Source organism: Mesorhizobium sp. AR02, from assembly GCF_024746835.1.
GTDB lineage: Bacteria > Pseudomonadota > Alphaproteobacteria > Rhizobiales > Rhizobiaceae > Mesorhizobium.
Genome location: NZ_CP080531.1, coordinates 7,226,410 through 7,247,149 on the forward strand (window position 1 = coordinate 7,226,410; position 20,740 = coordinate 7,247,149).

The 20,740-nt window shown below is 62.6% G+C and carries 22 protein-coding genes and 1 pseudogene; 11 read left to right on the forward strand and 12 right to left on the reverse strand.

The genetic code is table 11. From position 1 onward, the window contains the following. Position 1: 1 nt before the first annotated feature. The 3 genes from hutG to hutI are packed head-to-tail and all read right to left on the reverse strand — an operon-like array spanning position 2 to position 3,580. Positions 2-814, reverse strand: a complete 813-nt coding sequence (hutG, locus tag DBIPINDM_RS39490; RefSeq protein WP_258584430.1) for an N-formylglutamate deformylase — start codon at positions 812-814, stop codon at positions 2-4. 1 nt (position 815) lies between these two features. Next, a complete protein-coding gene (hutH, locus tag DBIPINDM_RS39495; protein ID WP_258584431.1) occupies positions 816-2,354 on the reverse strand; it encodes a histidine ammonia-lyase in 1,539 nt (512 codons plus the stop codon). Continuing rightward, positions 2,351-3,580 (reverse strand): imidazolonepropionase, encoded by a 1,230-nt coding sequence (gene hutI / locus DBIPINDM_RS39500; RefSeq protein WP_258584432.1) that lies wholly within the window; start codon positions 3,578-3,580, stop codon positions 2,351-2,353. Before hutI ends, hutH begins: the two co-directional genes overlap by 4 nt. Before the next feature lie 97 nt (positions 3,581-3,677). Between hutI and DBIPINDM_RS39505 the strand changes: the two genes are divergently transcribed. Beyond that, positions 3,678-5,030 (forward strand): formimidoylglutamate deiminase, encoded by a 1,353-nt coding sequence (locus DBIPINDM_RS39505; RefSeq protein ID WP_258584433.1) that lies wholly within the window; start codon positions 3,678-3,680, stop codon positions 5,028-5,030. Further along, positions 5,027-5,767 (forward strand): histidine utilization repressor, encoded by a 741-nt coding sequence (gene hutC, locus DBIPINDM_RS39510; protein ID WP_258584434.1) that lies wholly within the window; start codon positions 5,027-5,029, stop codon positions 5,765-5,767. The genes DBIPINDM_RS39505 and hutC overlap by 4 nt, the downstream gene beginning before the upstream one ends. A gap of 141 nt (positions 5,768-5,908) precedes the next feature. Here the strand turns inward: hutC and DBIPINDM_RS39515 are convergent, their stop codons facing one another. Beyond that, a complete protein-coding gene (locus DBIPINDM_RS39515) occupies positions 5,909-6,253 on the reverse strand; it encodes a RidA family protein (protein ID WP_258584435.1) in 345 nt (114 codons plus the stop codon). 220 nt (positions 6,254-6,473) lie between these two features. On the opposite strand from DBIPINDM_RS39515, the gene aztA reads away from it, so the two are divergent. The 5 genes and pseudogenes from aztA to DBIPINDM_RS39540 all read left to right on the forward strand — a co-directional run bounded on the left by aztA (position 6,474) and on the right by DBIPINDM_RS39540 (position 10,918). Further along, positions 6,474-7,298, forward strand: coding sequence for a zinc ABC transporter ATP-binding protein AztA (aztA, locus tag DBIPINDM_RS39520; protein ID WP_258584436.1), 825 nt, complete (start codon positions 6,474-6,476; stop codon positions 7,296-7,298). Continuing rightward, positions 7,298-8,173, forward strand: a complete 876-nt coding sequence (gene aztB, locus DBIPINDM_RS39525; RefSeq protein WP_258584437.1) for a zinc ABC transporter permease AztB — start codon at positions 7,298-7,300, stop codon at positions 8,171-8,173. Before aztA ends, aztB begins: the two co-directional genes overlap by 1 nt. A 29-nt stretch (positions 8,174-8,202) precedes the next feature. Beyond that, positions 8,203-9,144 (forward strand): zinc ABC transporter substrate-binding protein AztC, encoded by a 942-nt coding sequence (gene aztC, locus DBIPINDM_RS39530; protein WP_258584438.1) that lies wholly within the window; start codon positions 8,203-8,205, stop codon positions 9,142-9,144. Between the two features lie 112 nt (positions 9,145-9,256). Beyond that, a pseudogene (gene zigA, locus DBIPINDM_RS39535) lies at positions 9,257-10,464 on the forward strand (zinc metallochaperone GTPase ZigA). Positions 10,465-10,579: 115 nt separating this feature from the next. Next, entirely contained in the window at positions 10,580-10,918 is a 339-nt protein-coding gene (locus tag DBIPINDM_RS39540) for a TIGR01244 family sulfur transferase (RefSeq protein ID WP_258584439.1), read from the forward strand. 156 nt (positions 10,919-11,074) lie between these two features. Here DBIPINDM_RS39540 and DBIPINDM_RS39545 read toward each other — a convergent pair whose 3' ends face one another. Further along, positions 11,075-11,542, reverse strand: a complete 468-nt coding sequence (locus DBIPINDM_RS39545; protein ID WP_258589452.1) for an Lrp/AsnC family transcriptional regulator — start codon at positions 11,540-11,542, stop codon at positions 11,075-11,077. Between the two features lie 138 nt (positions 11,543-11,680). Between DBIPINDM_RS39545 and hppD the strand changes: the two genes are divergently transcribed. From hppD to DBIPINDM_RS39560, 3 genes are all read left to right on the forward strand, one after another. Next, the gene (gene hppD / locus DBIPINDM_RS39550) at positions 11,681-12,796 is read left to right on the forward strand and encodes a 4-hydroxyphenylpyruvate dioxygenase (RefSeq protein ID WP_258584440.1); all 1,116 of its coding nucleotides are present in this window, start codon (positions 11,681-11,683) and stop codon (positions 12,794-12,796) included. Positions 12,797-12,870: 74 nt separating this feature from the next. Further along, positions 12,871-13,086, forward strand: a complete 216-nt coding sequence (locus tag DBIPINDM_RS39555) for a type II toxin-antitoxin system Phd/YefM family antitoxin (RefSeq protein WP_416361741.1) — start codon at positions 12,871-12,873, stop codon at positions 13,084-13,086. Then, entirely contained in the window at positions 13,083-13,457 is a 375-nt protein-coding gene (locus DBIPINDM_RS39560) for a type II toxin-antitoxin system VapC family toxin (protein ID WP_258584442.1), read from the forward strand. The genes DBIPINDM_RS39555 and DBIPINDM_RS39560 overlap by 4 nt, the downstream gene beginning before the upstream one ends. On the opposite strand, the gene DBIPINDM_RS39565 is transcribed toward DBIPINDM_RS39560, so the two are convergent. The 5 genes from DBIPINDM_RS39565 to hmgA are packed head-to-tail and all read right to left on the reverse strand — an operon-like array spanning position 13,436 to position 17,533. Beyond that, complete coding sequence (locus DBIPINDM_RS39565; protein WP_258584443.1) at positions 13,436-13,996, reverse strand: DinB family protein; 561 nt, start codon at positions 13,994-13,996, stop codon at positions 13,436-13,438. The two genes, DBIPINDM_RS39560 and DBIPINDM_RS39565, sit on opposite strands and share 22 nt — an antisense overlap. Further along, the gene (locus tag DBIPINDM_RS39570) at positions 13,993-14,283 is read right to left on the reverse strand and encodes a hypothetical protein (RefSeq protein WP_258584444.1); all 291 of its coding nucleotides are present in this window, start codon (positions 14,281-14,283) and stop codon (positions 13,993-13,995) included. The genes DBIPINDM_RS39565 and DBIPINDM_RS39570 overlap by 4 nt, the downstream gene beginning before the upstream one ends. Positions 14,284-14,310: 27 nt before the next feature. After that, entirely contained in the window at positions 14,311-15,324 is a 1,014-nt protein-coding gene (locus DBIPINDM_RS39575; protein WP_258584445.1) for a fumarylacetoacetate hydrolase family protein, read from the reverse strand. Beyond that, the gene (locus DBIPINDM_RS39580) at positions 15,321-16,208 is read right to left on the reverse strand and encodes an MBL fold metallo-hydrolase (protein ID WP_258589453.1); all 888 of its coding nucleotides are present in this window, start codon (positions 16,206-16,208) and stop codon (positions 15,321-15,323) included. The genes DBIPINDM_RS39575 and DBIPINDM_RS39580 overlap by 4 nt, the downstream gene beginning before the upstream one ends. A gap of 11 nt (positions 16,209-16,219) precedes the next feature. Next, on the reverse strand, positions 16,220-17,533 hold the full coding sequence (hmgA, locus tag DBIPINDM_RS39585; protein WP_258584446.1) for a homogentisate 1,2-dioxygenase: 1,314 nt from the start codon (positions 17,531-17,533) through the stop codon (positions 16,220-16,222). A gap of 119 nt (positions 17,534-17,652) precedes the next feature. On the opposite strand from hmgA, the gene DBIPINDM_RS39590 reads away from it, so the two are divergent. Further along, on the forward strand, positions 17,653-18,096 hold the full coding sequence (locus tag DBIPINDM_RS39590) for a MarR family winged helix-turn-helix transcriptional regulator (protein WP_258584447.1): 444 nt from the start codon (positions 17,653-17,655) through the stop codon (positions 18,094-18,096). Positions 18,097-18,319: 223 nt separating this feature from the next. On the opposite strand, the gene tdh is transcribed toward DBIPINDM_RS39590, so the two are convergent. Together tdh and DBIPINDM_RS39600 are read right to left on the reverse strand one after the other, a co-directional pair. Beyond that, the gene (tdh, locus tag DBIPINDM_RS39595) at positions 18,320-19,354 is read right to left on the reverse strand and encodes an L-threonine 3-dehydrogenase (protein ID WP_258584448.1); all 1,035 of its coding nucleotides are present in this window, start codon (positions 19,352-19,354) and stop codon (positions 18,320-18,322) included. Between the two features lie 51 nt (positions 19,355-19,405). Next, complete coding sequence (locus DBIPINDM_RS39600; RefSeq protein ID WP_258584449.1) at positions 19,406-20,593, reverse strand: glycine C-acetyltransferase; 1,188 nt, start codon at positions 20,591-20,593, stop codon at positions 19,406-19,408. Positions 20,594-20,740 lie beyond the last annotated feature (147 nt).

Here is a 20,740-nt window from a genome sequence, read left to right on the forward strand (position 1 = left end):
GTCAGCGCCCGGCCCAGTCAATGGCGGTTTGAAGGATTTTGGTCAGTGTGGCGCGGATCGGCGCGGCAAATCCGGCGTCATAAGGCACCGGCCAATTGTCCGGTTCGCCCTTGGCCTCGGGTTCGCGCAAATAGCCGCGATCGGCGAGTTCCATCTGCAGCGCATGGAAGCCGCCTTGCGGGTTGCCGAAGTAGCGTGTGATCCAGCCACCCTTGAAACGGCCGTTGATGACATAGCTGTCACCGCTTTCGGCCATGATCTGACCGACCAGCGCCTGCAGCGTCGGGTCTGCGGTCTGGCCGTCATTGGTGCCGAGGTTGAACACCGGCAGCGTGCCGTAAAACAGGCGCGGCAGCACCGACCGGATCGAGTGGCAATCGTAGATGACGATTTTTTCGTGCAGGCCTCGCAGCCTGACGGCCTGGGCCGCCAGCATTTCATGGTAGGGCACGAAATAGGATATGCGGCGCTGGTCTATCTCCGACGGCGTCGGCTCTTCGCCGGGCAGATAAAGCGGATCGCCGTCGAAAGTCTCCGTCGGGCAAAGCGTTGTCGTCGTCTGCCCCGGATAGAGCGAGGCGCCGGAGGGATCGCGGTTGACGTCGATGACGGTGCGCGAGATCGACGTATGTACAATCGTCGCGCCAAGGTCGGCGGCAAAGTCATAAAGATTGTCGATCCACCAGTCGCAATCGCGGCGGCCGAGCCAGGGCGACACCAACCGGTTTTCGAGGCCGGCGAGATCGATACCGGTATGCGGGATCGACACCAGCAGGGGTGCCGTGCCTTCCGTCACTGTAAGCCAGTCGGTCATGTCAGGCTCCCGAGATCGAAGGCAGTGTTACCGCGCCGGCCGCCTTCACCGCGGCGCCGCTGCGCACCATGGCGATTGCCTTTTCCATGTCGGGATGAAAGTGCCGGTCATTGTCGAGATGCGGCACTTCGGCCCGGACCAGCTTGCGCACCGCTTCCAGAGCGGCACTCGACGCCAGCGGCAGGTGGAAATCGCAGCCCTGCGCGGCGGCCAGCAATTCGATGCCGATCACAGCCGTCGCATTCTCGACCATGCCGATCAGCCGGCGCGCGCCGTGCGCGGCCATCGAAACGTGGTCTTCCTGATTGGCCGAGGTCGGGATCGAATCGACGCTGGCCGGATAGGCCTTCTGCTTGTTTTCCGAGACGAGTGCCGCCGCCGTGACCTGCGGGATCATGAAGCCGGAGTTCAGGCCGGGTTTCGGCGTCAGGAAGGCCGGCATGCCGGACAGCGCCGGATCGACCAGCATGGCAATCCGGCGCTCAGACAGCGAGCCGATCTCGCAAACGGCCAGCGCGATCATATCGGCGGCGAAGGCCACCGGCTCGGCGTGGAAATTGCCGCCGGAAAGGGCTGTATCATCCTCGGCGAAGATCAGCGGGTTGTCGGTGACGCCATTGGCTTCGGTGCCCAGCGTGTCGGCGGCCTGGCGCAGCACGGTGAGTGCCGCACCCATGACCTGTGGCTGGCAACGCAGGCAATAGGGATCCTGTACGCGCTCGTCGCCGACACGGTGCGATTCCCTGATAGCGCTGCCGGCCATCAGGTTGCGCAGCGCATCCGCCGTCTCGATCTGGCCACTGTGCTTTCTCAAGAGATTAATACGCGGATCGAAGGGGGCGTCGGAACCCTTTGCCGCGTCGGTCGACAGGGCGCCGGCGACCAGCGCCGACTGGTAGAGCACTTCGGCCTCGAACAAAGCAGCCAGCGCATAGGCGGTCGAAAACTGCGTGCCGTTGAGCAGCGCCAGACCTTCCTTAGCGCCCAATGTCACCGGATCGAGGCCATGCGAAACGAAGGCGACCTTAGCCGGGAAACGGCCATGCGGGGTAAAGCATTCACCGACGCCGATCATCACCGCCGTCATGTGCGACAGCGGCGCAAGATCACCGGAAGCACCGACGGAGCCTTGCGCCGGCACCACCGGGATGACGTCGTTGGCAAGCATCGCTTCCAGCAACTCGATGGTTTCGGAGCGCACACCCGAGGCGCCCTGCGCCAGGCTGGCAAGTTTCAGCGCCATCATCAGGCGGGCAATTGCGACCGGCATCGGTTCGCCGACGCCGGCTGCGTGCGACAGCACGATGTTGCGCTGCAAGGTCTCGAGATCGCCGGCCGGAATGCGCACGCTGGCCAGTTTGCCGAAGCCGGTGTTGATGCCGTAGACCGGCTCACCCTTGGCAACGATCCTGGCAACAGCCTCGGCGCTCGCCTTGATCTTTGGGCGGCAGGCATCATCCAGCTTCGGCACGGCGCCACGGTAGATGGCACGCCAGTCGGCCAGCGTCGCATTGCCGGGCTTCAAGGTCAGTTCGGTCATTGTCCTCTCCAGATGCGGGCATGGAGCGGGTTGAAGCCCATGCGGTAAACGAGTTCGGCGGGACGCTCGATGTCCCAGATCGCCAGATCGGCGGATTTGCCGGCTTCCAGCGTGCCGGCCTTGTCGAGAAGGCCAAGCGCTCGCGCGGCCTCGCGGGTGATGCCGGCAAGGCATTCATCGACGGTCAAGCCAAAGAGCGTCGCGGCCATATTCATGGTGAGCAACAACGAGGTGAGCGGCGAGGTGCCGGGATTGCTGTCCGTCGCCACCGCCATCTTCACACCATGGCGGCGGAACAAGTCGACAGGCGGCTTCTTCGTTTCGCGAATGAAATAGTAGGCGCCGGGCAGGATCGTCGCCACGGTCCCCGCCTTGGCCATAGCCATGGAGCCCGCCTCGTCCGTATATTCGAGATGGTCGGCGGACAGCGCGCCATAGCTGGCGGCAAGCGCTGCCCCGTGCAGGTTGGACAGTTGGTCGGCGTGAAGCTTGACCGGCAGGCCTAGGGCCTTGGCGGCATCGAAAACGCGCGCCATCTGCTCAGGTGAGAACGCTATGCCTTCGCAAAAACCGTCGACCGCATCGGCCAGTCCCTCGGCGGCAACCGCTGGAACAATCTGCTTGGCGACCAAATCGATAAAAGCGTCCTTGTCACCCTTGGCTTCGGGCGGCAGTGCGTGTGCGGCGAGGCACGTCGTGCGGACGGTGACGGGGCGTTCATTGGCCAGCCGGCGGGCGGCGCGCAACGACTTCTTCTCATGGTCGAGATCGAGGCCGTAGCCCGATTTGACTTCGACCGACGTGACACCTTCGGCCATCAGCGCATCGAGGCGCGGCAGCGTCTGGGCAACGAGCTCATCCTCGTTTGCCGCGCGCAGCGACTTGACCGAGGAAACAATACCGCCGCCAGCGCGGGCCACTTCTTCATAGGTAGCGCCGGCCAGCCGCATCTCGAATTCGTTGGCGCGGTTGCCGGCATAGACAAGATGCGTGTGGCAATCGATCAGGCCGGGCGTGATCCAGCGGCCCTCGCAATCAATGATCTCGGCGCCCTGCCCGACGGAAGCCGGCATCTCCGCTTCGGCGCCGGCATAGACGATAAGCCCGTCGCGGGCAGCAACGGCGCCCTTCTCGACGACGCCGAGGCCAGCCGCGCCGTCGGCCATGGTCGCCAACCGCGCATTGCGCCACAGACGAAGGCCGCTCTTCCCGTTTGCTCTACCCATCATCTTTTCCATTTGAAAGGATGACGATTATGTATATACATATTGAAACGCGACGCAAGTGGTCTCGTCGCTCGGGCATGCAGATTTGGAGACGGACGTGACGGCGATCTTTGCGGAACAGGCGCTGCTGCCCGAGGGCTGGCAAGGCAATGTCAGGATCGCACTCGATGGAGGCCGCATCGCCACCGTCGAAGCGGGTACCACTCCGCAGGCCGGCGACGAGCGCCACGCCATCCTGGTGCCAGGCATGCCCAATCTGCACAGCCACGCCTTCCAGCGCGGCATGGCCGGCCTTGCCGAGCTTCGCGGCCCGTCCGCCGACAGTTTCTGGAGTTGGCGCGAGGTGATGTACCGCTTCGCGCTGTCGATGACTCCTGATCAGGTCGAGGCGGTTGCCGCACAGCTCTATGTCGAGATGCTGGAGGCCGGTTTTTCCCGCGTCGGTGAATTCCACTATTTGCACCACGACCGCGATGGAAAGCCCTACGCCAATCTCGCCGAGATGGCCGAGCGGATCGCCGCCGCCGCCGGCGAAACGGGCATCGGCCTGACGCTGCTGCCGGTGTTTTATGCGCACTCCTCCTTCGGCGGTGCCGCGCCCAACGAAGGCCAGCGCCGATTCATCAACGATGTGAAACGGTTCTCCCGGCTTGTTGAGAAGTCTAGCGAATCGGTTCGCGCTTTGAATCAGGCCGTCGTTGGTGTCGCCCCGCACAGCCTGCGCGCCGCGACACCGGAGGAACTGACCCAAATTGCCGCTTTGGCGCCGAATGGGCCGATCCACATCCACGTCGCCGAACAGGTGAAGGAGGTCGAGGACTGCCTTGCCTGGTCCGGCGCGCGGCCGGTCGAATTTCTGCTCAGCCATGCCGATGTCGACCAGCGCTGGTGCCTGATCCACGCCACCCATATGACCGACGCCGAAACCATCGGCATGGCCAAGAGCGGCGCCATTGCCGGCCTTTGCCCAATCACCGAGGCCAATCTCGGCGACGGCACGTTTGCCGCGCCATTGTTCGGGGAGCATGGTGGCCGCTTCGGTGTCGGCTCCGATTCCAATGTGCTGATCGGCCTGCCCGACGAATTGCGCCAGCTCGAATATTCGCAGCGCCTTGCGCACCGCGCCCGCAATGTGCTTGCCGTGGCCGGCGGCTCGACCGGCCGTGCGCTGTTCGACGCAGCACTTGATGGCGGCAGCGTCGCGCTCGGCGCCGGCGCCTCGCGGATCGCCGTCGGCGCAGCTGCCGATCTCGTCTCGCTCGACGCCAAGACCCCCTCGCTGGCCGGCAAGACCGGCGACGCGATCCTCGACGCCTGGATCTTCGCCAATGGCAGCAAGGTCGACTGCGTCTGGGTGCATGGGCAGAAACAGGTCAGCGGCGGTCGGCATGCCAGGCGCGAAGCCATCGCCGAGCGGTTTCGCACTGTGATGACGGCGCTGTCGACATGAGCACGGTCGAGACAGTTGATGCCGACAGCGGCGGCTCGCTGCATCAGCGCATCCTGTCCGACATCAGCGAAAAGATCCTATCCGGCGCCTGGGCGCCCGGCCATCGCATCCCGTTCGAGCACGAGCTGACGACCGAGTACAATTGCTCGCGCATGACGGTGAACAAGGCCCTGTCGCAGTTGGCAAAGGCCGGGCTGATCGAACGCCGCCGCCGCTCAGGCAGCTTTGTCCGGCAGCCGCAGTCGCAGGCAGCGGTGCTGGAACTTCACGACATCAGGATCGAGGTCGAAGCGCTTGGCCTGCTTTATCGTTACGAGCGGCTGGAGCGCTTGAAGCGGCGCAGCAACGCAGACGACAGAGCGCTACTCGGGCTGTCCGCCGCAGGGTCGGTGCTATGGCTCGAAGGCCTGCATTTTGCCGGCGAACGGCCATTCGCGCTCGAGCAGCGCCTGATCAATCTTTCAGCGGTTCCTGAAGCCGGCAACGAAGAGTTCAGGGAAATCGCTGCCGGGCCCTGGCTGATCGGCCGTGTGCCGTGGAGCGAGGCCGAACACCGCATCCGTGCCATGGCCGCCGATGAGACCGTTGCCGACGCGCTCGACATCGATCCCGGCGCGCCCTGCCTGGTGGTCGAGCGCCGCACCTGGAGCGCGGAACACCCGGTCACCCATGTCCGGTTTGTCTATCCGGCGGAAAGCCACACGCTGGTGGCGCGTTTCACGCCGTCGCAGGGGTAGCGCCTTTTACCCTCCCCCTCGTGGGGAGGGTCGGCGAGCCGACGTTGCGAAGCAAGGTTGGCGAGACGGGGTGGGGGGCGGCGCCGACCCCCACCCCGCTGCTTTGCAGCGACCCTCCCCCCAAGGGGGAGGGTAAAAAGCTTAAATCGCCGCGGTAACAATAATCTCGACCAGATATTCCGGGCCGGCGAGCTTGGCTTCGCCGGTGGCGCGGGCGGGGGTGTGGCCCTTCGGCACCCACTTGTCCCACTCCGAATTCATCTCGGCGAAGGTGCCCATGTCGGCCAGCCAGATGATCGCCTGAACGATCTTGGTCTTGTCGGTGCCGGCCTTGGCCAGCAATTCGTCGATGGTCGCCAGGATATCGCGGGTCTGCGAGGCAACGTTGCCGCCGGGCTCGCCGACCTGGCCGGCCAGATAGGCGGTGTTGCCGTGGATGACGATCTGGCTCATGCGCGGGCCAACATCGATGCGACGAATGCTCATGGGAGGTTCCTTCCTGTTATGGGTGGCGACTGTTTAGAGTTGCGGTTCGCTTCGGGCAAGGCCGCCGGGCCAAATCCCCTTGGACCAGTGCGCAGGAGACTCACGGCAAGTTGAGCCCTCGGTCGCAATTCCGCCCGATTGGCTTGTTGACTAATGTAATAACATCACATATCCAATCGTCCCCTGCCCCCGGCCGGGTTTCGCTGCTCCACGGAACGACATGACTCAGACCTGCCTGACCTTCCGCGACCTGACGCTTGGCTATGGCAGCCACCCGGCGATTCATCATCTCGACGGCGCGATCCGCAAGGGCTCGCTGACGGCCGTGGTTGGCGCCAACGGCTCCGGCAAATCGACGCTGATGAAGGGCATTGTCGGCGTGCTGAAGCCGATGGCTGGCGAGGTTGTTCGCGCATCCGGCGTGCGCGCCGCCTACCTGCCGCAGCAATCGGAACTCGACCGCTCCTTCCCGGCACGCGTCGTCGATCTGGTCTCGCTCGGCCTGTGGCCGAAACGCGGCATGCTCGGCCGCTATACCAAGGAAGATCGCGATTCCGTCAGCCAGGCGTTGATGGCGGTCGGCCTTGGCGGTTTCGAGAAGCGTCCGATCGACACGCTGTCGGGCGGCCAGCTGCAGCGCACGCTGTTTGCCCGCGTGCTGTTGCAGGATGCCGACCTCATCCTGCTCGACGAACCATTCAATGCCGTCGATGCCAAGACGGTGGGCGACTTGATTGCGCTCATCAAGCGCTGGCACGGCGAGGAACGCACCATCATGGTCGTCGTCCACGATCTTGATCTCGTGCGCCAGAATTTCCCCGAAACCCTGCTTTTGGCTCGCCAGCCGATCGCGTGGGGCGAAACGCGCGAGACGCTGAAGCCGGAAAACCTGCTGCGCGCCCGCCGTTTTCATGAGGCCTGGGAAGAAAACGCTCCTTGGTGCGAACCGGACGAGCACGCTCATGATCATGGGCACGATCACGACCATCACGGCCACGCTCACGATCACGACCATCGCCACGGCGCCGGACCGAGGGCTGCCTGATGGACGCGCTCTACGGTCTTTTCATCGCGCCCTTCGCCGATTTCGGTTTCATGCAGCGGGCGCTGTTCGGCTCGCTGATGCTGTCGCTCGGCGCCTGCCCGATCGGCGTCTTCTTGATGCTGCGGCGCATGAGCCTGTCGGGCGACGCCATGGCGCATGCCATCCTGCCCGGGGCGGCCGCCGGCTTCCTGTTCTATGGGCTCGAAATCCTGCCGATGACCATTGGTGGCCTGATCGCCGGCGTCATCGTCGCGCTCGGCGCCGGTGCCGTCTCGCGCTTTACCATTCAGCGCGAGGACGCCTCGATGGCGGCCTTTTATCTGATCTCGCTCGCCATCGGCGTGCTGATGGTGTCGATCCGCGGCTCCAGCGTCGATCTCATGCATGTGCTGTTCGGCACGGTGCTGGCGCTCAACAACGAGGCGCTGATCCTGATTGGCGGCATCGTCGCGGTGACGCTGGTCAGCCTCGCTATCTTCTGGCGGGCGCTGGTCGCGGAATGCCTCGATCCGCTGTTCCTGCGTTCGGTCAGCAAGATGGGCAGCCCCGTGCATTTCATCTTCCTCGGCCTCGTCGTGCTCAATCTCGTCGGCGGCTTCCAGGCGCTCGGCACTTTGCTGTCCGTCGGGCTGATGATGCTGCCGGCGGCAGCCGCCCGCTTCTGGACGGTGCGCGTCGAGCCGATGTGCGTGCTGGCCGTGCTGATCGGCTTTGCCTCCTGCATCGCCGGGCTGCTTTTGTCCTATCACGCCTCGCTGCCGTCCGGTCCGGCCATCATCCTGTCGGCCGGCGTCGTCTACTTCGCCTCGATCCTGTTCGGCACGCGCGGCATTCTGCGCGCGCGCATCATCCATCACCGTCACAGAACGGCCTGATTCCCCGCCCCTGAAAGGAGACCCCGTCTATGTTGAAATCCATCCGTGCCGCCCTGGCGATGAGCGTTATAACATTAACTGCCTTTGGTGCGTCGTCGGCCTTCGCGGCACCGCTGAAAGTGGTCGCCAGCTTCACCGTCATTGCCGATTTTGCCAAAAATGTCGGCGGCGACCGTGTCGACATCACCACCATCGTCGGCCCGGATGGCGATGCCCATGTCTATGAGCCGAGTCCAGCCGACGCAGTCGCCATGGCCAAGGCCGATATCGTTCTGGTCAACGGCCTGCATTTCGAAGGCTTTTTGCAGCGGTTGGTCGACGCCAGCGCCACCAAGGCCTCGATCATCACCTTGACCAATGGCGTGACGCCGATCGACTTCAAGCCTGAATTCGCCGACGCGGACGCCGCCGAGGGTGCCGGCACCGGCGGCGGCAAGACCGTCACCGATCCGCACGCCTTCCAGTCGATCGCCAATGCCAAGATCTATGTGAAGAACATCGCCGAGGCATTCTGCGCCGCCGACAGTGAGGGCTGCGTCAGCTACCAGACCAATGCCGCCGCTTACGCCAAGAAGCTCGATGCGCTGGAAGGCGAAGTGAAGGCCGCGATCCAGTCGATCCCCGAGGCAAAGCGCGTCGTCATCACCTCGCATGATGCCTTCGGCTATTTCGAGCACGAATACGGCCTGACCTTCCTCGCCCCGCAAGGCATCTCGACCGATTCGGAACCATCGGCCGCCGATGTCGCCAAGCTGGTCGAGCAGGTGAAGCAGGACAAGGCCGCCGCGATCTTCGTGGAAAACATCACCAACCCGCGCCTGATCGAGCAAATCGCCAGCGAGACCGGCATCAAGGTGGGCGGCACACTCTATTCGGACGCGCTGTCGCAGGCCGATGGCCCCGGCTCGACCTATATCGACATGATGCACAACAACATTCGCCAGATCAAAGGCGCCATTCTCGGCAGCTGAGGCAAGCCCACTCTCGAAAGGCGGAGCCAGTCTCCGCCTTTTTCATCGGTTACTTTGTTATAAAATAACATAACAAGATGTAAATCACCCCTATCCTCCTGGATCCAAAAACATGAATCAAATACCCGGCTTCAAACGCCTTCCCGTCACGGTGCTTTCCGGCTTTCTCGGTGCCGGCAAGACCACGCTGCTCAACCACATCCTGTCGAACCGCGAGGGCCGCCGCGTCGCTGTCATCGTCAACGACATGAGCGAGATCAACATCGATGCCGAGCTGGTGCGCGACGGCGCCGACCTGTCACGCACCGACGAAAAACTGGTGGAGATGTCGAATGGCTGCATTGCTGCACGCTCCGCGACGACCTGTTGAAGGAGGTCCGCGCGCTGGCCGAACAGGGCCGCTTCGATTATCTGCTGATCGAATCGACCGGCATTTCCGAGCCCCTTCCCGTCGCCGCGACCTTCGATTTCCGCGACGAGACTGGGAATAGCCTGTCCGACGTTGCCCGCCTCGACACGATGGTGACCGTGGTCGACGCGCTCAATTTGCTCAAGGATTATTCCTCGTCGGATTTCCTCAAGCAGCGCGGCCAATCGCTTGGCGAGCAGGACAGCCGGGCGCTGGTCGACCTTCTGGTCGAGCAGATCGAGTTCGCCGACATCGTGGTGCTGAACAAGATCGGCTTGGCGAGCCCGCACCAGCGCGATATGGCAAGGCTGATCGTGCGGGCGCTCAACCCCGATGCCGAGATGGTCGAAGCCGATTTTGGCAAGGTGCCGCTCGACAAGGTGCTCGCCACCGGCCGTTTCGATTTCGACAAGGCGCAGCAGAACCCGCTCTGGTTCAAGGAACTCAATGGTTTTCGCGATCATGTTGCCGAGACGGAGGAATACGGCATCCGCTCCTTCGTCTACCGGGCGCGAAAACCGTTCGAGCCGGCTGGGTTTCAGGCCTTCATCGATCGCGCATGGCCAGGCGTGGTGCGCGCCAAAGGCTTCTTCTGGCTGGCGACACGGCCGCGCCATGTCGGCGAAATGAGCCAGGCCGGCGCATTGGTGCGGACCGAAAAGCGCGGCCTGTGGTGGGCCGCCGTGCCGCAAAGCCGCTGGCCCGACCATGCGGACTGGCGCCAAAGCATGGCCCCCTATCTCGACCCTGTCTGGGGCGATCGCCGCCAGGAACTGGTCTTCATCGGCTGCGAACCGATGGACGAGGCGAAAATCCGCACTGAACTGGACGACTGCCTTGTCGAAACCGAGGACTTCCGTCCCGAACTGTGGCGGGCGCTACCCGATCCGTTCCCGGCCTGGGCAGCCTGAGTTGGAATCCTCGCCGGAAACGTCTATCTCTGCAGAACGATTTCCGCCGGCGGATTGCCGGCCACGTCGGGGAGTGGCAAGACTCCTCGACAAACCAGATTGCGAGGATGCAGCCATGGAATACCGCGAAATCAGCGAGGATTATTCGGTCTCTGGCCAGATCCAGGCCGAAGACATCGCCGCCATCAAGGAAGCCGGCTTCAAGAGCGTCATCTGCAACCGGCCTGACGATGAGCAGCCCGGCCAGCCTTCGGCCAAAAGCATCGGGTCGGCGGTCGAAGCCGCCGGCCTCGCCTTCCGCTACATCCCCGTCATCAGCGGCCAGATCACCGCCGAGAACGTGGAAGACCAGGCCGAGGCGCTGGACGCGCTCGAAGGCCCGGTCTTCGCCTATTGCCGCTCGGGTGCGCGCTGCACGAATCTGTACGGGCTGATCCAGCAGTCGAAGGGCTGAAAATTGTCCAGCGCAAGGTGTGCTGAGATTCAGGTCAGGCCGAGTCGAAAATGGTGGTTTCCGAGAACCGGAGCGGAGCGTACTTAAAGTACGTGAGCACCGGAAGCGCAGGAAGCCGCCATTTGCAGACCGGTCTCACCTGAATATCGACACACCTTAAATCGGCAGCGCACCGGTCTCCTTCAGCGTCTCCAGCACGATCGCCGTCTTCACATGCTGGACGGATTCATGCGGCAGGAGCACGCCGTTGACGAATTCCGACAGTGATTTGAGATCGGGCGTCACCACCTTCAGGATATAATCCATCTCGCCGGTCAGCGCGTGCGCCTCCTGCACCTCCGGCAGCCGCGCCACCAGTTCGCCGAAGCGCCTGGCGTTGTCGCGGTTGTGGGTGGCAAGCGTTACCGAAATGACGTTGACCAGCGAGAAGCCGAGCTTGTCGCGGTCGAGCACCGCCCGATAGCCCTTGATGTAGCCGTCCTCCTCGAGCCGCTGGCGGCGGCGCGAGCATTGCGATGCCGACAGGTTCACCCGCTCCGAGAGATCGTTGTTGGTCAGCCGCGCGTCACCCTGCAGGAGCGCCATTATCTTGCGGTCAAGCTGATCAATGCGCGCCTCATCCATGGTTTTATCTCTCATCATGCATGTTTCACGCATGACATCATCATTTCAAGCGTTTGAATGCAAGCACCATGCGCCGGCTCCGCGCTATGATGGCGTGAGATGGCCTTTTCAGGCCAAGCCAGTTTTCGGAGGAATACCATGGGTCCCTTCCCGCACGACGCCCCGCCCGCCACGATCAGCAAGGACAACCCTGCCGGCACCGATGGTTTCGAGTTCGTCGAATTCGCGCATCCGGAGCCACAGAAGCTGGCCGAGTTGTTCACCCGCATGGGCTATGTGGCGGTGGCCAAGCATCGCAGCAAGGACATCACCGTCTGGCGCCAGGGCGACATCAACTATGTCGTCAATGCCGAACCGGGCTCGCATGCGATGAAATTCGCCGACAAGCACGGCCCCTGCGCGGCCTCGATGGCCTGGCGGGTGGTCGATGCCAAGCATGCGTTCGACCACGCCGTCTCGAAGGGCGCCACCCCATACGAAGGCGACGACAAGGCGCTCGACGTGCCGGCGATATCAGGCATCGGTGGCTCGCTGCTCTATTTCATCGATACCTACGGCACGAAGGGTTCGGCTTACGATGCCGAGTTCGAGTGGATCGGCGCGCGCGATCCGCGGCCGCAAGGCGTCGGCTTCTATTTTCTCGATCACCTCACCCACAATGTCTATCGCGGCCAGATGGACAAATGGTGGGATTTCTACCGCAATCTGTTCGGCTTCAAGCAGATCCATTTCTTCGACATTGACGGCAAGATCACCGGCCTGGTCAGCCGCGCCATCACCTCGCCCTGCGGCAAGATCCGCATTCCGCTCAACGAATCCAAGGACGAGACCAGCCAGATCGCCGAGTATCTGAAGAAGTACAATGGCGAAGGCATCCAGCACATCGCGGTCGGCACCGACGAGATCTACGCCGCCACCGACAAGCTGGCCGACAACGGGCTGAAGTTCATGCCCGGCCCGCCGGAAACCTATTACGACATGTCCTATGCCAGGGTGAACGGCCATGACGAGCCTATCGAGCGGATGAAGAAGCACGGCATCCTCATCGACGGCGAAGGCGTGGTCGACGGTGGCATGACCAAGATCCTGCTGCAGATATTCTCGAAAACCGTGATCGGACCGATCTTCTTCGAGTTCATCCAGCGCAAGGGCGACGAAGGCTTTGGCGAAGGAAATTTCCGCGCATTGTTCGAATCGATCGAGCAGGACCAGATCAAGCGTGGCGTGATCAAGGTGGATGGTAAAGCGGCGTAACGCTCAAACTTGCTTGCGGCTTGACCTCTTATGACCTAAATTCTGGTCATAAGAGGTCGTCTATGAATATCCCGATGGCAAAAGCGAAGGCCCAGCTTTCCGAACTGGTGAAACGTGCCCAGGCTGGCGAAGAAATCCACCTGACACGGCATGGAGAGGTTGTCGCAACCTTGAGCGCTCCCGCTCGGGCTGTTGGTAGCAAACGCTTGTTGGGGGCCCTGAAAGGCCAAATCCAGATATCGGACGACTTTGATGAACTCGGTCCCGAATGGGACGAGTATATTAAATGAGCAGTCAATATCTGGTCGACACCCACATTCTACTTTGGGTGCTCAACGCGGATTCACGTCTTTCGGATCACCATCGCGACATCTTTTTAGCGGGTGAGAATGTCGTCGTCAGCGCCGTCTCGGTGGCAGAGATCGCAATCAAGAAATCGCTCGGCAAAATCGCGGTCACTGGCAACATCGTAGACATCCTGCGATCGAACGGGATTCCAATCCTCAGCGTGAATGAACTACACGCCGCGAGGCTTGAGCATTTGCCGCTCCATCATCGAGACCCCTTTGACCGCCTGCTCATTGCGCAGGCCCAAATCGAAGGCCTGACATTGGTCACCGCGGATCGGCATTTTTCGGCTTATGATGTTGCGTTGATCTGATCATCCAGTCCCAGCCTCTCGACCTCCGCCTTCCTCAGCTTAATGTCATAGTCGAGCAAAAACTCGTCCAACTGCGGCGGCGCGACCGACGTGCCAGACAGCATGGCGTGCACCTGACCGCGGTGGTGGATATCGTGCAGGAAGACATGGGCGAGGATGTCGCCGATCTTTTCGGGGATCATGCCGTCCTCGAGCCGGTCGGTGATGACGCGGCGATCGAGATCGGCTTCCGACAGGCCATCGCAGAAGGCGATCAGCCTCCGATCGGCCGCGACCTGGGCAGCAAACAGCGCCTGTGGTTCATCGAATGGCACGAAGTCATCATGGGCCGCGGCACCGACACCGCCCTCTTCGAGAAAATCGAGATAGAGATGATCGACCGCGAGGATGTGGTTGAGCGTCGCCTTGATCGACGGGAAGAAGCTGGTGCGCTCGGCTTCGAACTCCCCGGGCTTGAGCGCTAGCACGGCGCGATAGAGCCGGTCGTTCGACCAGAGATTGTTGCCGGCCATGCGGCGCAGATGGTCAAGCAAGGTCATGACGTCACTCCGCCTACCCGCACCAGATGCAGGCCTGCTGCCATAACCGCGAAGCCGGCGAGAACGATCAGCTGCAACCAGTTCATGCGCAGACGCATGGCTTGCGTTTCCTCGTCCCGTGCGACTTTCATATTGGTGATGGTGTGAAACATCATCGCCTTGCGCGGGAAGCCGCTGCGGTTGGTCAGATCCGGCGAGCGCGCCTCGATGCGATAGCTCAACCGGATCGCCCGGATGAACACCACCAGAATCCCAAGCGCCCAGACGCCGGCCAGCAGATAGAACACCTCCCCTGTCATTCGATGCTCCCGCTGTTATCCCTGATATTTCTCGACCTTCTGTTCGATGGCGCCGAAGATCGAATGGCCGGCTCTGTCCTTCATCTCGATGCGCACCGTGTCGCCGAAGCGCAGGAACGGCGTTTTGGGTTCACCCGCCTCGATGGTCTCGATCATGCGCAGTTCGGCGATGCAGGAATAGCCGGCGCCGCCAGCCGAGACCGGCTTGCCCGGACCGCCGTTGAGCTTGTTGGAGACTGTACCCGAGCCGATGATGGTGCCTGATATCAGCGGCCTTGTCCTGGCGGCATGCACGATCAGCGCCGGAAAATCGAAGGTCATGTCGACACCGGCATTGGCGCGGCCGAAGGGCTTGCCGTTGAGGTCGGCAAGCAGCGGCAGGCTGACCTTGCCGCCGTCCCAGGCATCGCCCAGCTCATCCGGCGTCACCGCGACGGGCGAAAAGGCGGAGGATGGTTTTGACTGGAAGAAACCAAACCCCTTGGCCAGTTCCGGTCCGGTGAGTGCGCGTAGCGTCACATCGTTGACCAGCATGACCAACCGGATCGCGGCGCGCGCTTCATCGAGGCTTGCGCCCATCGGCACGTCGTCGACGATAACGGCGACTTCCGCTTCCATGTCGATGCCGAAGCCTTCGTCGGCCATGCGGATCGGATCGCGCGGCGCAATGAAGGAGTCCGAGCCGCCCTGGTAGATCAGCGGATCGGTCCAGAAACTCGCCGGCATCTCGACGCCACGCGCCTTCCGCACCAGCTCGACATGGTTCACATAGGCGGACCCGTCAGCCCATTGATAGGCGCGCGGCAGTGGTGAATGCGCGTCGTGCTCGTGAAAGCGTCCCGACGGCACCGCATTGTTCTCTAGCGATTCCGCGATTGTGCCGAGATGCGGCGAGACCCTGCGCCAATCGTCGAGTGCCGCCTGCAACGTGCGCGCCAGGAACGACGCATCGGTGTACAGCGTCAGGTCGCGCGAGACGACGACGAGTTTTCCATCACGCGTCCCGTCCTTCAATGTGGCAAGCTTCATGCGGTTCCCTCTCCTGATGCGGCCTTGGCGCCGCTTAACTCCACAACAAGGCCGTCGCGGGCGATCGTCAAGTCGCCGGCCCATGTTTTCCTGACAGCGGCGATCCAATCCGCCTCGCTGATGTCGGCATCGTCGGCGGGAATGAGGTGGTTGAGCACCAGTCTTTTCACCCCGGCATCGCTGGCGATGCGCCCGGCTTCTTCGGCAAAGCTGTGGCTGGCGAGCAGATGTTCTCTGAGCCGCGCGCCATTGCCGGTTCTGGCGACCAGCCGCTCGATGCCCTCCTCCAGCATGGCTTCATGGACGAGAATGTCGGCACTCTCGGCAAAATCGGCGAGCGGTGGAAAGAAGGCCGTGTCGGCGGAAAAGACCACGCTTTTGCCGCCATGCTCGAAGCGCAGGGCAAAACAGTCGGTGACCGGCGGATGGTCGACGCGCAGCGCCGTCGCCTTCAGGCTGCGTTGCTGAAACACCTGGCCTTCGCCGAATTCGTTGACCGAAACCAGTTCGCGAATGTCAGGCCGGCCCTCATCGGCGATGCGGATCTCGATGTCGAATTCCATCGCCTGGCAAAAGCGCCACCAATAGTGGCCGGTGCCAGGCGGGCCGAACACGCTGACTGGCGTTGCCAGCCCCGCCGTCCAGGCGGTGTGGATCAGTGGCCCCAGTTCCAGCACATGGTCGGAATGCAGATGGGTGATGAAGATCAGGTCGAGCGCCTTCAGGCTGATGCCGGCATCGACCAAACCGCGCGTCACGCCAAGCCCGCAGTCGACGACGATGATCCGCCCACCGAGTTCCAATAGCGACGAACTCGGCCACGGCCCGCCCGGCCGCAGCGCCGGGCCGCCCTTCGAGCCGAGAAGCACCAACCGGTCCGGCATCGGCTTGCCGCTCAAGACCAGTCGCCCTCGGGCGTGCCATTGAAGCGCTTCTTCAGGTCTGCCCAGCAGTCGATGTAATTGTCCTGCCGGGTTTCCAGTTCGGCGCCGTAGCGGGTCAGCATCTGCGGAAAGCGGGTCTCGAACATGAAGGCCATGGTGTTGTCGAGCTTGACCGGTTTCAGATCCGCGCGCGAGGCCTTTTCGAAGCCAGGTGCATCCGGACCATGGGCCAGCATCAGATTGTGCAGGCTGATGCCGCCGGGCACAAAGCCTTCTTCCTTGGCATCGTACTGGCCGTGGATCAGCCCCATGAACTCGCTCATGATGTTGCGGTGATACCAGGGCGGCCGGAACGTATCTTCCGCCACCAGCCAGCGCGGCGGGAAGATGACGAAGTCGATATTGGCGGTGCCCTCCTCGCCGCTTGGGGCGGTCAGCACGGTGAAGATCGACGGATCGGGGTGATCGAACAGGATGGCGCCGACCGGCGAAAAGGTCGCCAGATCATATTTATAGGGTGCGTAGTTGCCATGCCAGGCGACGACGTCGAGCGGCGAATGGCCGATCTCGGTGACATGGAAATTCCCGCACCATTTCACGATCAGCCGGCAGGGCGTTTCCTTCTCCTCGAACCAGGCGCAAGGCGTCTTGAAATCGCGCGGATTGGCCAGGCAATTAGCGCCGATCGGGCCGCGGTCGGGTAATGTCAGCTTGGCGCCGTAGTTCTCGCAGACATAGCCGCGTACTTGCCTGTCGACCAACTCGACCTTGAAGACGAGGCCGCGCGGCAGCACGGCGATCTCGCCGGGCCGAAGCTCAATGACACCCATCTCGGTGACGAGGCGCAAGGCGCCGACCTGCGGCACGACCAGCAACTCGCCATCGGCATTGAAGAAATGGTCGTCGACCATCGATGTGTTGGCGACATAGACATGCGCCGCCATGCCGGTCTGTCCGAGCACGTCGCCGGCCGTGGTTATGCTGCGCATGCCCTTGATAAAATCGGTCGGCTCCTTCGGCATCGGCACCGGGTTCCAGCGATACTGGCCGAGCGCCAGCTCGTGATCGCCGACATTGGGGGCTGTCTTCCACAAGGGATAGTTCGCCGCCTTGAAGCGGCCGGTGTGCTTGACGCTCGGCCGGATGCGATAGAGCCAGGAGCGCTCGTTGGTGCCGCGCGGGGCGGTGAAGGGCGAGCCCGAAAGTTGCTCGGCATAAAGGCCGTAGGCCGGCCGCTGCGGCGAGTTCCGCCCCTGCGGCAGCGAGCCGGGCAAGGTTTCAGTCTCGAAATCGTTGCCGAAGCCCGGCATGTAGGAAAAGGCCATCCGATCCTCCCTGATCCCAGCTCCAAGCTTCACGAAGCCTGGCCTGCCGGTGATGTTGACCAAAGTGGTTTCATTTGTAACCATTGAAAATGTAACTATCAACGGCCACGGCGCGCATCATGGAACCCGACATTCTGGAACTGGAAAGTTTCCTGCCCTACCGGCTCTACCGGCTGGCTGATGCTGTCAGCCGCGAATTCTCGAAAATCTACCGTGATCGCCACGGGCTGACCCGACCGGAGTGGCGCACGCTTTCAGGCCTCGGCCAGCGCGGCACGATGACGGCGACAGAGCTCGGCGAGCAGTCGGCCATGCACAAGACCAAGGTGTCGCGCGCCGTCGCCGAACTTGAGCGGCGTCGCTGGCTGACGCGCACGCCTGACGAGACCGACCGCCGGGTCGAGCATCTGGCGTTGACCAAGGCGGGACTTGCCGCCTATCGCGAGATGGTGCCGCTGGCGAAGGCGTTCGAGCGGGAATTGTTGGCGAGGCTGAGCAACCAGGAGCGGGCTGCGATCGCGAGGGGAGTGGCTGCGCTGGAGATGGCGCTGGGCGGAAAGTAGGCTGGCGTAATGAAGGATTGCTGGCGGGACAGCACCCCCCTCTGTCCTGCCGGACATCTCCCCCGCAAGGGGGGAGATCGGATGTCACCGATGATTTCGGCCAACCACCAACGTTGTAAAAATGGCGGAGCGCCAAAGCTGCCAATCTCCCCCTTTGCAGGGGAGATGGCCGGCAGGCCAGAGGGGGTGCTGTCCCGCCAGCGTTTCTAATTGGCTTCGCTTCCTACCAGTCCATCACCACTTTGCCCGAACTGCCGCTCCTCATCGCATCGAAGCCCGTCTGGAAATCGTCGATCCCAATCCGGTGCGTGATTAACCCGCTTACATCGAGCGGGCCCTGTACCAGCGCGATCATCTTGTACCAGGTCTCGAACATCTCGCGGCCGTAGATGCCCTTGAGATGCAGCATCTTGAAGATGACCTTGTTCCAGTCGATCTCGAAGCCGGTAGGGGCGATGCCGAGAATGGCGATCTTGCCGCCATTGTTCATGGTGTCGATCATGTCGCGGAAGGCGGGGGCCGCGCCCGACATTTCGAGGCCGACGTCAAAACCCTCGGTCATGCCGAGCACCGGCATCACATCGCGCAGCTTTTCCTTCGAGGCATCGACGACATGCTGGACGCCAAGTTTTTTGGCCAAGGCCAGCCGTACCGGGTTGATGTCGGTGATGACCACTTTTCGCGCACCGACGCATTGCGCCACCAGCGCGCCCATGATGCCGATCGGCCCGGCGCCGGTGACCAGCACATCTTCGCCGACGAGGTCGAAGGACAATGCCGTGTGGACGGCATTGCCCAAGGGATCGAAGATCGCGGCGATCTCGTCCGGCACGTCGTCAGGGATCGGCACGACATTGTGCTGCGGGATCGCCAGATATTCGCCGAAGGCACCCGGCCTATTGACGCCGACGCCGAGTGTGTTGCGGCACAGATGCCCTCTGCCCGCCCGGCAGTTGCGGCAATGACCGCAGACGATGTGGCCTTCACCCGAGACGCGCTGACCGACCTTGTATTCAGTGACCGCCGCGCCGAAATCGGCGACGGTGCCAACAAATTCATGGCCGGTCACCATCGGCACCGGCACCGTCTTCTGTGCCCACTGATCCCAATTGTAGATGTGGACGTCGGTGCCGCAGATCGCGGTCTTCTTGACCTTGATCAGCACGTCGTTGGGGCCGATCTCCGGCACCGGCACCTCTTCCATCCAGATGCCCGGCTCGGCCTTGGCCTTCACCAGCGCCTTCATCATATTCGACATTCTTTTGTCCCTTGAATCTCTTGATCCGGAATCGTTTTTGGCGCCGGTCGCTCAGGAAATGACGCCCAGCTCCCTGCCGACCGCGCCAAAAGCCTCCACCGCACGGTCGATATCGGCGCTGGAATGCGCCGCCGACATCTGGGTGCGGATGCGCGCCTGGCCTTTCGGCACCACCGGGAAGGAAAAGCCGATGACATAGATGCCGCGCTTCAGCATGCGCGCCGCCATCTCCTGCGCCAGCGTCGCATCGCCCAGCATCACCGGGATGATCGGGTGGTCGGCCCCTGCCAGCGTGAAGCCGAGCTTGCCCATCTGCGACCTGAACCGCGCCGCATTGGCATAGAGGCGTTCGCGCAATGCGTCGCCATTGCGGATCAGGTCGAAGACCTTGATCGAGGCGCCGGCGATCGCCGGCATTAACGTGTTGGAAAAGAGATAGGGCCGCGAGCGCTGGCGCAGCCAGTCGACCACCTGGCTTTTGCCCGAGGTATAGCCGCCGGAAGCGCCGCCGAGTGCCTTGCCTAGCGTGCCTGTGATGATGTCGACCCTGCCCTCGACGCCGCAATGCTCAGCCGAACCGCGGCCATTTTTGCCGACGAAGCCGACCGCATGGCTGTCGTCGACCATGACCATCGCATCGTATTTGTCGGCAAGATCGCAGACGCCTTTGAGGTTGGCGATGATGCCGTCCATCGAAAACACGCCGTCGGTGGCGATCAGCCGGAAGCGGCAATCCTTCGCTTCCTTCAGCCGCGCCTCAAGATCGGCCATGTCATTGTTGGCGTAGCGGAAGCGCTTGGCCTTTGACAACCTGACGCCATCGATGATCGAGGCGTGATTCAGCGCATCCGAAATGATCGCGTCATCCTCGCCAAGCAGCGTCTCGAACAGGCCACCATTGGCGTCGAAGCAGGATCCATAGAGGATGGTGTCCTCCAGTCCGAGGAAAGATGAAATCGTCGCCTCGAGTTGCTTGTGTTCCTCCTGCGTGCCGCAGATGAAGCGCACCGAGGCCATGCCGTAGCCATAACGGTCGAGCGCCTGGGTGGCCGCCTTTCGCAGGTCGGCGCTGTCGGCGAGGCCAAGATAGTTGTTGGCGCAAAAATTCAGCACTTTCTCGCCGCCGACCTCGATCTCAGCCGACTGCATCGAGGAAATCACCCGCTCGGACTTGTAGAGGCCAGCCGATTTGAGCCCGGCAAGCTCGCTGTCGATATGGGATAGAAATGCTGCGGTCATGATCAGGCCTCGTTTGACGTGGGCAGACTGTCGTCCCGCCCGCGCGAAAAATCCATCGCAAAAGCGACCGGATCGGGTGGCCGGGCAGCATCAAATGAGACGCCATGGACATCGCCCAAGCGACCACTCGGGAACGCATGGGACAAT

What these genes read in the sequence shown, in the direction of transcription:
- hutG (WP_258584430.1), bottom strand. Translation starts at nt 814, where the DNA reads ATGACCGACTGGCTTACAGTGACGGAAGGCACGGCACCCCTGCTGGTG.
- hutH (WP_258584431.1), bottom strand. Translation starts at nt 2,354, where the DNA reads ATGACCGAACTGACCTTGAAGCCCGGCAATGCGACGCTGGCCGACTGG.
- hutI (WP_258584432.1), bottom strand. Translation starts at nt 3,580, where the DNA reads ATGGGTAGAGCAAACGGGAAGAGCGGCCTTCGTCTGTGGCGCAATGCG.
- hutC (WP_258584434.1), top strand. Translation starts at nt 5,027, where the DNA reads ATGAGCACGGTCGAGACAGTTGATGCCGACAGCGGCGGCTCGCTGCAT.
- DBIPINDM_RS39515 (WP_258584435.1), bottom strand. Translation starts at nt 6,253, where the DNA reads ATGAGCATTCGTCGCATCGATGTTGGCCCGCGCATGAGCCAGATCGTC.
- aztA (WP_258584436.1), top strand. Translation starts at nt 6,474, where the DNA reads ATGACTCAGACCTGCCTGACCTTCCGCGACCTGACGCTTGGCTATGGC.
- aztB (WP_258584437.1), top strand. Translation starts at nt 7,298, where the DNA reads ATGGACGCGCTCTACGGTCTTTTCATCGCGCCCTTCGCCGATTTCGGT.
- aztC (WP_258584438.1), top strand. Translation starts at nt 8,203, where the DNA reads ATGTTGAAATCCATCCGTGCCGCCCTGGCGATGAGCGTTATAACATTA.
- DBIPINDM_RS39540 (WP_258584439.1), top strand. Translation starts at nt 10,580, where the DNA reads ATGGAATACCGCGAAATCAGCGAGGATTATTCGGTCTCTGGCCAGATC.
- DBIPINDM_RS39545 (WP_258589452.1), bottom strand. Translation starts at nt 11,542, where the DNA reads ATGGATGAGGCGCGCATTGATCAGCTTGACCGCAAGATAATGGCGCTC.
- hppD (WP_258584440.1), top strand. Translation starts at nt 11,681, where the DNA reads ATGGGTCCCTTCCCGCACGACGCCCCGCCCGCCACGATCAGCAAGGAC.
- DBIPINDM_RS39555 (WP_416361741.1), top strand. Translation starts at nt 12,871, where the DNA reads ATGGCAAAAGCGAAGGCCCAGCTTTCCGAACTGGTGAAACGTGCCCAG.
- DBIPINDM_RS39560 (WP_258584442.1), top strand. Translation starts at nt 13,083, where the DNA reads ATGAGCAGTCAATATCTGGTCGACACCCACATTCTACTTTGGGTGCTC.
- DBIPINDM_RS39565 (WP_258584443.1), bottom strand. Translation starts at nt 13,996, where the DNA reads ATGACCTTGCTTGACCATCTGCGCCGCATGGCCGGCAACAATCTCTGG.
- DBIPINDM_RS39575 (WP_258584445.1), bottom strand. Translation starts at nt 15,324, where the DNA reads ATGAAGCTTGCCACATTGAAGGACGGGACGCGTGATGGAAAACTCGTC.
- DBIPINDM_RS39580 (WP_258589453.1), bottom strand. Translation starts at nt 16,208, where the DNA reads ATGCCGGACCGGTTGGTGCTTCTCGGCTCGAAGGGCGGCCCGGCGCTG.
- hmgA (WP_258584446.1), bottom strand. Translation starts at nt 17,533, where the DNA reads ATGGCCTTTTCCTACATGCCGGGCTTCGGCAACGATTTCGAGACTGAA.
- DBIPINDM_RS39590 (WP_258584447.1), top strand. Translation starts at nt 17,653, where the DNA reads ATGGAACCCGACATTCTGGAACTGGAAAGTTTCCTGCCCTACCGGCTC.
- tdh (WP_258584448.1), bottom strand. Translation starts at nt 19,354, where the DNA reads ATGTCGAATATGATGAAGGCGCTGGTGAAGGCCAAGGCCGAGCCGGGC.
- DBIPINDM_RS39600 (WP_258584449.1), bottom strand. Translation starts at nt 20,593, where the DNA reads ATGACCGCAGCATTTCTATCCCATATCGACAGCGAGCTTGCCGGGCTC.